Source organism: Pseudomonas sp. 8_5_2, from assembly GCF_059295255.1.
Window position 1 is genome coordinate 1,625,504 of the sequence record NZ_CM181238.1, and the last position, 12,135, is coordinate 1,637,638.

The window sequence follows — 12,135 nt, forward strand, 5'->3', positions numbered from 1 at the left end:
CCTTGTCCTCTCTTATTATGGGGGGATACGAAAACATCCCCCGACGCAGGCGTCGTCATGCGCCTGCGTCGACGCGCGGCTGCCTTTTACAGGCAATGGCTACCAGCCTGCCACCATGGACAACAAGACCAAGGAGCTCAAACGAATTCTATGCACAACGTCCTGCCGATTTTTCCTGAGGGTTGTTGTGCTCCATGCTGCGGCGCAGAGCCTTTGGCGGCGGTGGAAGTGCCCTGCAGCGCCCAGTGTTTCAAAGCCCAAAGGACACCCATGCCCACGCCACCGGCCAGGGCCGCGCCCAGTCTTCAGGAATGCCAGCACCCAGGTACATGGCCACCAGCACGGACAGGTTCCAGCCGAAGCACATGGTGATGGCCGTGCCGGCTTGGTAGGGTAGGCATCGCCGCATGGCGTTTGCCCGGCGCCGAGGGCAACCAGAAGGTTGCCGCTGTGGAAGAGGCGTTGCTGCAACTGGCTTGAGCCGTTGCCGGGGAAAACCGTAGGCAAATAGCGCGTTGGGGCTATTCCGGTGGCGGCACGTCGGGCATATGCTTGCCCGTCAAAGGCATGATGTTGCCGTCTGCGGCAATTGCCATCATCGTCGGCAGCCCCTATGAAACGGGGCGCAGTTGCTGGGCATCAGGGAGAGCGTCCATGAATCAGGAAACCAGGCCGGCACCTGCAGGCTTCAGTGAACAGCAGCTGCACACCTTGTTCGAATTGATCAGTGATGGCATCTGGGACTGGAATGCCAACACCGGCTATGTCTACCGCAACCCAGGCTGGTACGCCATGCTCGGGTACCCCAGCCATTCCATGGACAACTCGGTCCTCACCTGGGAAAACGTCATTCACCCAGAGGACTACCCGCGGGTAATGGCGCATTTCGAAGCGTATATCCAGCAGCGCAACGAACATTACCTGGTCGAGTACCGCTGCCGGTGCCGCGATGGCAGCTACCTGTGGATCGAAGACAGCGGCTACATCATCGCCCGCAACGAGGACGGCTCGGTCGCGCGCATGCTGGGTGCCCACCGCAACATCGATGCCGGCAAGCGCCTGGTGGCGCAGCTGGAGCAGAAGAATAAGTCGCTGGAGTGCCAGGTGGCCGAACGCACCCGTGAGTTGTCCTGGGTGAACCAGCAGCTGCAGCGGCAACTGGACGAAAACCGCGAACTGGCCGAGCGCGATGCACTGACCCGCATTGCCAACCGTTATCGGCTGGAAAAGGCTTTGCAGCGGGAATGCGAGCGAGCCCAGCGCTTTCGCCAGCCATTGTCGCTGATCGCCATGGATCTGGATGATTTCAAGCCGATCAACGATTGTTACGGCCACGCTCGCGGCGACGCGGCGCTGGTACGGGTGGCCGAGAACTTGCGCACATGCCTGCGCGATATGGACCTGTTGGCCCGCTGGGGCGGTGACGAGTTCGTCATTGTGCTGCCGCAGACCACGCTGGGGGAGGCATTGGATGTGGCAGTGCGCTTGCGCCGGGTAATGGAGCAGGTGGAGCCGGTGGGGGATTGTCGGTTGACCATGAGTTATGGCGTGGTGCAGTGGCAGGAAGGGGAGGACCAGCAGGCGCTGCTGGCGCGTGCCGACCAAGCGCTTTACCGGGCCAAGGGGGCCGGGAAGAACGCCATAGGTCAGTGAGTTGGTTTATGGTTTTAGGATATCGCATCAGGGCTGACAGGTGCTTGCCGCGAGAGGTGCAGCGCCTGTGGCAAGCACCTATCAGCCCAGACGATCCATGTGGCCTCCCGCCATCACCCCTACCCCAGACAAAAAAACACCCGCAACGCCTCACGGCGCAGCGGGTAAAATCGGCCTGGGCCGCTTCAGTGTCAGATATGCAGGGCGTGGCCCAGCGCGCGCAGCGCCGCTTCCTGTACCGCTTCACCCAGCGTCGGGTGCGCATGGATGGTGCCGGCCACGTCTTCCAGGCATGCGCCCATTTCCAGCGACTGGGCAAATGCCGTGGACAGCTCGGAAACCGCCACGCCCACCGCCTGCCAACCCAGGATCAGGTGGTTGTCGCGGCGCGCCACCACGCGCACGAAACCGCTTTTCGCTTCCAGGCTCATGGCCCGGCCGTTGGCGGCGAACGGGAACTGCGCGACGATGCAGTCCAGGCCTTGCTGGCTTGCCTGCTCCGGGGTCTTGCCGACCACGACCACTTCCGGGTCGGTGAAGCAGACTGCGGCAATCGCCGTCGGCTCGAAGCGGCGCGCCTTGCCGGCGATGATCTCGGCTACCATCTCGCCCTGGGCCATGGCCCGGTGCGCCAGCATTGGCTCGCCCGCGACGTCGCCAATGGCCCAGACGTTATGCATGCTGGTCTGGCAGCGCTCGTCGATGGCGATTGCGGCGCCGTTCATTTTCAGGTCCAGGCATTCCAGGTTGAAACCTTGGGTGCGCGGGCGACGGCCCACGGCCACCAGTACCTGGTCGGCCTCCAGCCGCAGTTGCCCGCCCTGGCCATCGGCGGCCAGCAGGCAGCCATTTTCGTAACCTTCGACGCTGTGGCCCAGGTGCAGGGCGATGCCCAGCTTCTTCAGCGACTCGGCCACCGGGGCGGTGAGCTCGCTGTCATAGGTCGGCAGAATGCGCTCGCGCGCCTCCACCACACTGACCTGCGCGCCCAGCTTGCGATAGGCGATGCCCAGTTCCAGGCCGATATAGCCACCGCCCACCACCACCAGGTGTTGCGGCAGGGCTTTCGGGGCCAGGGCTTCGGTCGAGGAAATGACCGCGCCACCCAGCGGCAGCATTGGCAATTCGACACTGCTGGAGCCGGTGGCCAGCAACAGGTGTTCGCACTGGATGCGCTGGCCATCGACTTCGACCTGCTTGCCATCAAGCACCTTGGCCCAGCCCTGCACCACCTTGACCCCGTGCTTTTTCAGCAGGGCGCCAACGCCGGTGGTCAGGCGGTCGACGATGCCGTCTTTCCAGGCCACGCTCTTGCCGATGTCCAGCTGCGGCGAGGAGACGCTGATACCCAGCTCCGATGGCCCGGCAAACCGTGAGGTCTGGTGGAACTGCTCGGCCACGTGGATCAGCGCCTTGGACGGGATGCAGCCGATGTTCAGGCAGGTACCGCCCAGCGCCTGGCCTTCCACCAGCACCGTAGGGATGCCCAGTTGCCCGGCGCGGATGGCCGCCACATAGCCGCCAGGGCCGCCGCCGATGATCAGCAAGGTAGTTTGGATAGTCTGTTGCATGCTCACTCCACGAACAGGCAGGCGGGTTGTTCGAGCAGGCCACGCACGGCCTGAATGAACAGCGCGGCATCCATGCCATCGACCACACGGTGGTCGAACGAGCTGGACAGGTTCATCATCTTGCGCACGACGATCTGGCCGTCGATCACCACTGGCCGCTCGACCATGCGGTTGACGCCGACGATCGCCACTTCCGGGGTATTGACCACCGGCGTGCTGACGATGCCGCCCAAGGCGCCCAGGCTGGTCAGGGTGATGGTCGAACCAGACAGCTCATCGCGGTTGGCCTTGTTGTTGCGCGCGGCAGTGGCCAGGCGCGAAATCTCGCTGGCGTTGGCCCACAGGCTGCCCGCTTCGGCGTGACGCAGTACCGGCACCATCAGGCCGTTGTCACCCTGGGTGGCGATACCCACATGCACCGCGCCATGGCGGGTGATGATCTGGGCTTCGTCGTCGTAGGTGGCATTGATCTGCGGGAAGTCACGCAGCGCCACCACCAGCGCGCGCACCAGGAACGGCAGCAGAGTCAACTTGCCGCGGCTGTCGCCATGCTTGCTGTTGAGCTGCTGGCGCAGCGCTTCCAGGGCGGTGACGTCGATTTCTTCCACATAGCTGAAGTGCGCGACCCGACGTTTGGCATCCTGCATGCGCTGGGCGATCTTGCGGCGCAGACCGATCACCTGCACCTGCTCGCTGTCGGTGCGCCTGGCATAGCCAGTTGGCGCCTGCCCGGCGGCACTCTGCGGCTTGCTCATGAAGGCGTCGAGGTCTTCATGCAGGATGCGCCCGGCCGGGCCGCTGCCATGCACGTAACGCAGTTCGATACCGGCATCCAGCGCGCGCTTGCGCACTGCCGGCGACGCCAATGGCTTGTCGCCCGGCTGGCGCGGCACGATGGGGGCGGCCTCGTGGTTGACCGGCGCCTGCTGCTGGTAGGCAGCGGGTTTTACTGGCTGCTGTGGCTCCGGCTTGGTCGCCACCGGGGCCGCAGCGGTTTCGGCGGGTTTCGGCATTGGCGTATCCACATGGTTGCCGCTGCCTTCCACTTCGATGCGGATCAGCTCGCTGCCGACCGCCATCACTTCACCGGGCTGGCCACCCAGGGCCAGCACCTTGCCGCTGACCGGCGAAGGGATTTCCACGGTGGCCTTGTCGGTCATGACGTCGGCCACTACCTGGTCCTCGGCGATCATGTCGCCGACCTTGACGAACCATTCAACCAACTCGACCTGCGCGATGCCTTCGCCAATGTCCGGCATCTTGATGACGTGCGTGCCCATTCAGACCTCCATGACCTTTTTCAGTGCCGCACCTACCCGCGAAGGGCCTGGGAAGTAAGCCCATTCCTGTGCGTGAGGGTAGGGGGTGTCCCAGCCGGTGACGCGCTCGATGGGCGCCTCCAGGTGATGGAAGCAGTGCTCCTGCACCAGCGACACCAGTTCGGCGCCAAAGCCGCAGGTACGCGTGGCTTCATGCACGACAACGCAGCGGCCGGTCTTCTTCACCGACTCGACGATGGTGTCCAGGTCCAGCGGCCACAGGCTGCGCAGGTCGATCACTTCGGCATCCACGCCGCTTTCTTCAGCGGCCACCTGGGCCACGTACACGGTGGTGCCGTAGGTCAGCACGGTGACGTCATTGCCAGGGCGGGCAATGGCGGCCTTGTCCAGCGGCACGTTGTAGTAACCATCGGGCACGGCGCTGTGCGGGTGCTTGGACCACGGCGTTACCGGGCGGTCGTGGTGGCCGTCGAACGGGCCGTTGTACAGGCGCTTGGGCTCGAGGAAGATCACCGGGTCGTCGCATTCGATCGAGGCAATCAGCAGGCCTTTGGCGTCATACGGGTTCGACGGCATCACCGTGCGCAGCCCGCAGACCTGGGTGAACATCGCTTCCGGGCTCTGGCTGTGGGTCTGGCCGCCATAGATGCCGCCGCCGCATGGCATGCGCAGGGTCAGCGGGGCGATGAATTCGCCGGCTGAACGGTAGCGCAGGCGCGCCATCTCGGAAACGATCTGGTCCGAGGCCGGGTAGAAGTAATCGGCGAACTGGATTTCCACCACCGGGCGCAGGCCGTAGGCGCCCATGCCTACGGCGGTGCCGACAATGCCGCTCTCGGAGATCGGCGCGTCGAACACGCGGGATTTGCCGTACTTGGTCTGCAGGCCTTCGGTACAGCGGAATACGCCACCGAAGTAGCCGACGTCCTGGCCGTACACGACCACATTGTCGTCGCGCTCAAGCATGATATCCATGGCCGAGCGCAGGGCCTGGATCATGGTCATGGTAGTGGTGGCCATGGCGGTTTCCGGGTTGATGCTGTTGTTGTGGTCGTTCATCTCAAACCCCCAGTTCCTGGCGTTGACGGCGCAGGTGGTCGGGCATGTCCTTGTACACGTCCTCGAACATCGAGGCGGCGCTCGGAATGTGACCGTTGGCCATGGTGCCGTACTGCTCGGCTTCCTTCTGCGCCGCAATCACGGTGGCTTCGAACTCGGCCGTGGTGGCTTGGTGCTCTTCCTCGGACCAGTGGCCGATCTTGATCAGGTGCTGCTTCAGGCGGGCGATCGGGTCACCCAGCGGGAAGTGGCTCCAGTCATCGGCGGGGCGGTACTTGGACGGGTCGTCAGACGTCGAGTGTGGCCCGGCACGGTAGGTGACCCACTCGATCAGGCTCGGGCCCAGGCCCCGACGGGCGCGCTCGGCGGCCCAGCGCGAAGCGGCGTACACGGCGACGAAGTCGTTGCCGTCAACCCGCAGCGAGGCGATGCCGCAACCCACGCCACGGCCGGCAAAGGTGGTCGACTCGCCACCGGCGATAGCCTGGAAGGTGGAGATGGCCCACTGGTTGTTGACCACGTTGAGGATCACCGGCGCACGGTACACGTGGGCGAAGGTGAGGGCGGTGTGGAAGTCCGACTCGGCGGTGGCGCCGTCGCCGATCCAGGCCGAAGCGATCTTGGTATCACCCTTGATTGCCGAAGCCATGGCCCAGCCGACCGCCTGCACGAACTGGGTCGCCAGGTTGCCGCTGATGGTAAAGAAGCCGGCCTCGCGCACCGAATACATGATCGGCAGCTGGCGACCCTTCAGCGGGTCGCGCTCGTTGGACAGCAGCTGGCAGATCATCTCCACCAGCGACACGTCGCGGGCCATCAGGATGCTTTGCTGGCGGTAGGTGGGGAAGCACATGTCGGTGCGGTTAAGCGCCAGGGCCTGGCCGCTGCCGATGGCTTCTTCACCCAGGCTCTGCATGTAGAAGGACATCTTCTTCTGGCGCTGGGCGACCACCATACGGCTGTCGAAGATCCGCGTCTTGAGCATGGCACGCATGCCTTGACGCAGCACTTGCGGGTCGATGTCCTCGGCCCACGGGCCTTGGGCGTTGCCCTGCTCATCGAGCACGCGGACCAGGCTGTAGGACAGGTCGGCGGTGTCGGCAGCATCGACATCGACAGGGGGTTTACGGGCTTTACCTGCATCGTTAAGGCGCAGGTAGGAAAAATCGGTCTGGCAGCCTGGCCGGCCGGTAGGCTCGGGCACATGCAAACGCAGGGGGGCGTACTCGTTCATGCTGTTTACGCTCGCTCGGATATTTGTTTTTGTGAGCTCTGAAGCGGCCGCCGCTGAATACCGGCTTGTGACTGGTAGGTCAGCGTCATCTACATCTTAGTGGCCCGGCAGGAGAATTTTTCTCTCAAGTTGATTGCCTTTGCCGATCGGGCCAGATAAACATTCCGCATAAACACAAAAAACCGGTGATTTTGTCTCATGCGCAAACTCGATCGTACCGATATCGGCATTCTCAACAGCCTGCAAGAAAATGCCCGCATCACCAATGCCGAGCTGGCACGCTCGGTCAACCTGTCGCCGACGCCCTGTTTCAACCGGGTGCGGGCCATGGAAGAACTGGGGGTGATCCGCCAGCAGGTGACCTTGTTATCACCCGAGGCGCTGGGGCTTGATGTGAATGTGTTCATCCATGTCAGCCTGGAGAAGCAGGTGGAGCAGTCGCTGCACCGCTTCGAGGAAGAAATCGCCGAGCGGCCCGAGGTGATGGAGTGCTACCTGATGACGGGGGACCCGGATTACCTGCTGCGGGTCTTGCTGCCGAGCATCCAGGCGCTGGAGCGGTTTCTCGATTACCTGACGCGGTTGCCGGGGGTGGCGAATATACGCTCGAGCTTTGCGTTGAAGCAGGTGCGCTACAAGACGGCCTTGCCGTTGCCGGCCAATGGCATGACCTTGCGCGAATAGACGTCGTTTGAGCCGCTGATCATATTGGGCAATGCCCTTGGCTGGCATGGGCTACAGGTTGGGTCCTGCAGCCCATGCCGAGGCCCAATGTGGTTATGAGGCGAGTTGGATGTTTTTAAGATAGAACGTGACTATTTCTCCAGGCGTTTCGCCTGAATTCAGAAACCTGGCCCGATTCAGAGACAGGTCCACCGATGCGTCTTTGGACTTTGCCCGTGCTACACGGTGGCCGTGTTTGTCGCGCAGGTAGAACGGAATGCTGTCGGCGCTCTCCACGTTACCGTTCCAGTCCCGAAGCGTGTCAATTTTCCAATAGTCGCCAAATCCAGCCAGGTGCAGGGGGAGGTTCGTCACTGCATCAGTGACCCTGCCCGTCCATCCCGTGCCATACAGGCCCAGCCAGCCTCTGCCATTTCTTTCCAGCCTCGCGCCTGCATAGTTCCATCGGTTATTGCATTTTATGTTGTAGATCGCGCGCTCCCCGGCAGAGCCCCGCTCCATTCTCAGATACTCGAAGTCAAATTTGATACGCAGGAATTGGCCGCTGGTGAGTTGGTGGTCTTCGCGGTCGTTTTCGGCGCATAACCAGCCTTGGTCATCCAGTCTCATGGTAGGCTCATACCAACTTGCGTCTGCAACTACCACTTGGCCTGCGCCTTCACAATGCAACTCGGCGGTGAAATCAGCTTTGATCATGTAGTCTCCGGTCTTAGATAATCCCAGCATGGGGTGAGTAACGGTAATGCTCATGCTTGAGAAAAGAGAGTTGGAAAGCGTTGATGCGCAATAGGCCAGCTCCCTTCAAGCATGCCTCTTGAAACCAGACATAGGGCCAGCGTCCGCACTGTCCGGCACTGCGTTAACTCACCGCTACTCGATCAGGTTGATATTGCGTAGGTTGAACTTGAGTATGTCGCCGGGTGTTTCGCCGGCGTTCAAATATCTGTCATGTCTGGTGGACAGGTCGACGGCGGCGTCATCTGGCGTTGCCAGCGCAACACGATGGCCGTGTTTGTCGCGCAGGTAAAATGGAACGTCTTCGGCACTACGCAAGTCACCATCCCAATCCTGCAGTGTCTCGATTTTCCAGTAGTCACCCAGTCCTGCCAGGTGCAAGGGATAGTTTGTCACGGCGTCCGTGATTCTGCCGATCACACCCGTACCATATAGACCCAGCCAGCCCCTGGCATTTCTTTCCAGCCTGGCGCCGTCGTATTCCCACCCGCTTTTGCATGAGATGGAGTAAAGCGTGCGTTTCCCGACGCCTTGCCCTTCCTCTTTGATGTAATTGAATTTAAATACAATAGGTCTGTACTCCCCGCGGGTGAACTTATACTCGTCGCGCTCGGCATCAATGCACAACCAGCCCTCGTCATCCACTAACCCTTCCGGGTTAAACATTTTCCCTTTCTTGCTAAACAGACTCGGGCTTGCAACGACCACTTGGCCTCCGCCTTCGCGGTGCAACTCTGCGGTAAAATCAGCTTTCAACATACAGCCCTCCGGTTTCAATCACCCCAGCATGGGGTGAGCCCAAGGTAATCTTCAGGCGGGCGCAGGGGGGAGATGGAAAGCCTTGCTGCCAAGTCGGGGGCAGCGGGTAACCTCTAGTGAGCTTGCTGCTTGATATTTTAAACACCCCCGGCCTATGTTGTTGTCGGCATACAACAACAAGGACAAGTGTCATGAGCACTGCTCAGCTCCAAGGTATCGATGAAGTCGAATGCGTCACCCCCGACCTTAACGGCGTGCCACGCGGCAAGGTGATGACCGCCGAAGGCTTTCTCGAAGGCCGCCGCCTTCAGATGGCCCGCGGTGTGCTGCTGCAATGCATCATGGGCGGCTACCCGCCGGCGAAGTTCTATGGTGGCGATGACGGTGACCTGGCGCTGGTAGCCGAGCCCGGCCAGCTGCATCGTCTGCCTTGGAGCAGTGACGGCCGTGCCCTGGCCATCTGCGATGCCATCGAACTGGATGGCCGGCCTTCGGCGCTGTCCACCCGTGGCCAGCTCAAGGCGGTGATCGCCCGCTACGCAGCGCTGGGCCTTGCGCCAGTGGTGGCGACCGAGCTGGAGTTCTTCGTGTTTGCGCCCAACAGCGACCCGCTGCAGCCGTTCCAGCCACCGTTGGGTACCGATGGCCGCCGGGAGTCGGGCCATTCGGCATTCAGCGTCAGTTCCAACAACGGCCTGCGCCCGTTCTTCAGCGATGTCTACCAGTGCATGGCCGCGTTGGGCCTGCCGCGCGACACCTTCATGCACGAAATGGGCGTCAGCCAGTTCGAAATCAACCTGCTGCACGGCGACCCGCTGTTGCTGGCCGACCAGACCTTTCTGTTCAAACACCTGCTCAAGGAGGTGGCGCTCAAGCACGGCCTGACCGTGGTGTGCATGGCCAAGCCGCTGGCGCGCACCCCGGGCAGCTCGATGCATATTCACCAGAGCCTGGTCGAAGCCAGCAGCGGGCGTAACATATTCAGTGATGCGCAGGGCCTGCCGACCGACACCTTCCACCACTTCATCGGCGGCCTGCAGGCGTGCATGGCCGACTTTACTGGGCTGTTCGCGCCCAACGTCAACTCCTACCAGCGGCTGTGCCACCCCTATGCCTCGCCGAACAACGCCTGCTGGTCCGAGGACAACCGCGCCGCCGGCCTGCGCATCCCGGCCAGTGCACCGGTGGCGCGGCGAGTGGAAAACCGCCTGCCTGGCGCCGACGCCAACCCGTACCTGGCCATTGCCGCCAGCCTGGCTGCCGGCCTGCATGGCATCGAGCAGCGCCTGCAGCCGTCGCCGGCCATTCAGGGCGAGTTCGAGGTGCCGGAGCACCTGGGCCTGCCATGCACCCTGCATGCTGCGCTGCAGCGGCTCAAGGGCAGCACGCTGGCGCGGGAACTGTTCGGCAGCGAGTTCATCGAAGGCTACATCGCCAGCAAGACCCTGGAGCTGACCGACTTCTTCGACGAAATCACGCCATGGGAACGCCGGGTGCTGGCGGCACAGGCCTGATCGCGACACGACCTGCACCGGACACGCCTCTGCACCGGCAAATCGCTTATGGGGGGCCTGCGCCAGGCGGTTTTTGCCTTTATGCTGCTAGCACCCAACCGCCACCTGACCAGGGAGCTTCACGGGACGTATGCGAAATATCTGGAAGCCGTTTCAGTCGTTGTATTTCGCCGCGCTGATGATGTTGATCGGCTCGGGCCTGCTCAGTACCTACCTGGCCCTGCGCCTGGCTGCCGATAATGTCGACAGCCTGTGGATTGGTGCGCTGATGGCTGCCAACTACTTCGGTCTGGCCCTGGGCGGCAAGGTCGGCCACCGGTTGATTGGCCGGGTAGGGCATATCCGTGCGTACGCCACCTGCGCCGGTATCGTCGGCGCGGCGGTGCTGGGCCATGGCCTCACCAGCTGGTTGCCGGCGTGGGTGGGGCTGCGAATGATCGTCGGCCTGGGGATGATGTGCCAGTACATGGTCATCGAGAGCTGGCTCAACGAGCAGGCCGACGTCAAGCACCGCGGGGCGGTGTTCAGCGGCTACATGATCGCCTCTTACCTGGGGTTGGTGCTCGGCCAGCTGATCCTGGTGGTGCATCCGCAACTCGGCCCCGAGCTGCTGATGCTGGTGGCCATGTGCTTTGCCCTGTGCCTGGTGCCGGTGGCGATGACCCGGCGCATTCACCCGGCTCCGCTGCGCCCGGCGCCGATGGAGCCGAAGTTCTTCATCAAGCGCGTGCCGCAGTCGCTCAGCACGGTGCTCGGCTCCGGGCTGATCGTCGGCTCGTTCTACGGCCTGGCGCCTTTGTATGCCTCCAGTCAGGGTATGAGCACCGAGCAGATCGGTCTGTTCATGGGTAGCTGTATCTTTGCCGGCCTGCTGGTGCAGTGGCCGTTAGGCTGGCTGTCGGACCGCTACGACCGAGCGGTGCTGATCCGCAGTGTGGCGGTTGGCCTGGCGCTTGCCGCTGCGCCGCTGGCGATACTGCCCAGCGTGCCGCTGGAGCTGCTGTTCGGCATGGGCTTTCTGATTTCGTTGCTGCAGTTTTGCCTGTACCCGTTGGCGGTGGCATTCTCCAACGACCATGTGGAAAGCGAGCGACGGGTGTCGCTGACGGCAATGCTACTGGTGACCTATGGCGTGGGCGCATGCATCGGGCCACTGGCGGCGGGCGTGCTGATGAAGGTGCTGGGCCCGCAGATGCTGTATGCCTTCTTCGTGTTCTTCGCGCTGGTGCTGGTGTGGCGCATCCGGCCGAAAGCGGTTACCGGGCTGCACCAGGTGCAGGACGCGCCGCTGGGCCACGTGGCAATGCCCGCAGCCGGTTCGCCGTTGTCGGCAGCGCTGGACCCGCGGGTGGATGAGCAGACCGTGCAGGACGTGATGCAGGCGCCGGTGGCGGCGGAGGATACCGAGGCAGAAGAGAAGGGTGAGTCAGAAAGCAAGCCACAGGTTGCAGAACCTGCGGAGGCCAACAAAAGCTAGGTTGCCTGCCCTGGCCTCATCGCCGGCAAGCCAGCTCCCACAGGTACAGCTCATAGCCTGAGACTGGCGCCGTCCCTGTGGCAGCTAGGTTGCATGCCTTGGCCTCATCGCCGGCAAGCCAGCTCCCACAGGTACAGCTCATGGCCTGAGACTGGCGCCGTCCTTGTGG

11 protein-coding genes are annotated in these 12,135 nt (G+C 62.8%); 4 read left to right on the plus strand and 7 right to left on the minus strand.

Going from position 1 to position 12,135, the window contains the following annotated elements:
- Positions 1–250: 250 nt before the first annotated feature.
- Entirely contained in the window at positions 251–409 is a 159-nt protein-coding gene (locus AC5O5R_RS07435) for a hypothetical protein (protein WP_172232814.1), read from the minus strand.
- Between the two features lie 245 nt (positions 410–654).
- Between AC5O5R_RS07435 and AC5O5R_RS07440 the strand changes: the two genes are divergently transcribed.
- A complete protein-coding gene (locus AC5O5R_RS07440; RefSeq protein ID WP_172232817.1) occupies positions 655–1,653 on the plus strand; it encodes a sensor domain-containing diguanylate cyclase in 999 nt (332 codons plus the stop codon).
- Positions 1,654–1,844: 191 nt separating this feature from the next.
- On the opposite strand, the gene lpdA is transcribed toward AC5O5R_RS07440, so the two are convergent.
- Genes lpdA through AC5O5R_RS07460 form a run of 4 tightly spaced genes read right to left on the minus strand, consistent with a single transcriptional unit; the run spans position 1,845 to position 6,797 of the window.
- Positions 1,845–3,224, minus strand: coding sequence for a dihydrolipoyl dehydrogenase (gene lpdA, locus AC5O5R_RS07445; protein WP_172285841.1), 1,380 nt, complete (start codon positions 3,222–3,224; stop codon positions 1,845–1,847).
- A gap of 2 nt (positions 3,225–3,226) precedes the next feature.
- Entirely contained in the window at positions 3,227–4,504 is a 1,278-nt protein-coding gene (locus AC5O5R_RS07450; protein ID WP_172285839.1) for a dihydrolipoamide acetyltransferase family protein, read from the minus strand.
- On the minus strand, positions 4,505–5,563 hold the full coding sequence (locus tag AC5O5R_RS07455; RefSeq protein ID WP_172229243.1) for an alpha-ketoacid dehydrogenase subunit beta: 1,059 nt from the start codon (positions 5,561–5,563) through the stop codon (positions 4,505–4,507).
- 1 nt (position 5,564) lies between these two features.
- On the minus strand, positions 5,565–6,797 hold the full coding sequence (locus AC5O5R_RS07460; RefSeq protein ID WP_172229241.1) for a 3-methyl-2-oxobutanoate dehydrogenase (2-methylpropanoyl-transferring) subunit alpha: 1,233 nt from the start codon (positions 6,795–6,797) through the stop codon (positions 5,565–5,567).
- Between the two features lie 198 nt (positions 6,798–6,995).
- Between AC5O5R_RS07460 and bkdR the strand changes: the two genes are divergently transcribed.
- Positions 6,996–7,481, plus strand: coding sequence for a Bkd operon transcriptional regulator BkdR (gene bkdR, locus AC5O5R_RS07465; RefSeq protein ID WP_012273540.1), 486 nt, complete (start codon positions 6,996–6,998; stop codon positions 7,479–7,481).
- Positions 7,482–7,574: 93 nt separating this feature from the next.
- Here the strand turns inward: bkdR and AC5O5R_RS07470 are convergent, their stop codons facing one another.
- Entirely contained in the window at positions 7,575–8,177 is a 603-nt protein-coding gene (locus tag AC5O5R_RS07470) for a hypothetical protein (protein ID WP_494515141.1), read from the minus strand.
- 174 nt (positions 8,178–8,351) lie between these two features.
- Positions 8,352–8,975, minus strand: coding sequence for a hypothetical protein (locus tag AC5O5R_RS07475; protein WP_494515142.1), 624 nt, complete (start codon positions 8,973–8,975; stop codon positions 8,352–8,354).
- 272 nt (positions 8,976–9,247) lie between these two features.
- Here AC5O5R_RS07475 and AC5O5R_RS07480 point away from each other — a divergent pair, with 272 nt between their 5' ends.
- The gene (locus AC5O5R_RS07480) at positions 9,248–10,489 is read left to right on the plus strand and encodes a glutamine synthetase family protein (protein WP_494515460.1); all 1,242 of its coding nucleotides are present in this window, start codon (positions 9,248–9,250) and stop codon (positions 10,487–10,489) included.
- Between the two features lie 130 nt (positions 10,490–10,619).
- Positions 10,620–11,966: an MFS transporter gene (locus AC5O5R_RS07485; RefSeq protein WP_172229235.1), complete on the plus strand. Its 1,347-nt coding sequence runs from the start codon at positions 10,620–10,622 to the stop codon at positions 11,964–11,966.
- The last annotated feature ends 169 nt before the right edge of the window (positions 11,967–12,135 follow it).

Excerpts from the sequence above, each read along its gene's own strand:
- AC5O5R_RS07435 (WP_172232814.1), bottom strand. The coding sequence starts at position 409 with ATGCGGCGATGCCTACCCTACCAAGCCGGCACGGCCATCACCATGTGC.
- AC5O5R_RS07440 (WP_172232817.1), top strand. The coding sequence starts at position 655 with ATGAATCAGGAAACCAGGCCGGCACCTGCAGGCTTCAGTGAACAGCAG.
- lpdA (WP_172285841.1), bottom strand. The coding sequence starts at position 3,224 with ATGCAACAGACTATCCAAACTACCTTGCTGATCATCGGCGGCGGCCCT.
- AC5O5R_RS07450 (WP_172285839.1), bottom strand. The coding sequence starts at position 4,504 with ATGGGCACGCACGTCATCAAGATGCCGGACATTGGCGAAGGCATCGCG.
- AC5O5R_RS07455 (WP_172229243.1), bottom strand. The coding sequence starts at position 5,563 with ATGAACGACCACAACAACAGCATCAACCCGGAAACCGCCATGGCCACC.
- AC5O5R_RS07460 (WP_172229241.1), bottom strand. The coding sequence starts at position 6,797 with ATGAACGAGTACGCCCCCCTGCGTTTGCATGTGCCCGAGCCTACCGGC.
- bkdR (WP_012273540.1), top strand. The coding sequence starts at position 6,996 with ATGCGCAAACTCGATCGTACCGATATCGGCATTCTCAACAGCCTGCAA.
- AC5O5R_RS07470 (WP_494515141.1), bottom strand. The coding sequence starts at position 8,177 with ATGATCAAAGCTGATTTCACCGCCGAGTTGCATTGTGAAGGCGCAGGC.
- AC5O5R_RS07475 (WP_494515142.1), bottom strand. The coding sequence starts at position 8,975 with ATGTTGAAAGCTGATTTTACCGCAGAGTTGCACCGCGAAGGCGGAGGC.
- AC5O5R_RS07480 (WP_494515460.1), top strand. The coding sequence starts at position 9,248 with ATGACCGCCGAAGGCTTTCTCGAAGGCCGCCGCCTTCAGATGGCCCGC.
- AC5O5R_RS07485 (WP_172229235.1), top strand. The coding sequence starts at position 10,620 with ATGCGAAATATCTGGAAGCCGTTTCAGTCGTTGTATTTCGCCGCGCTG.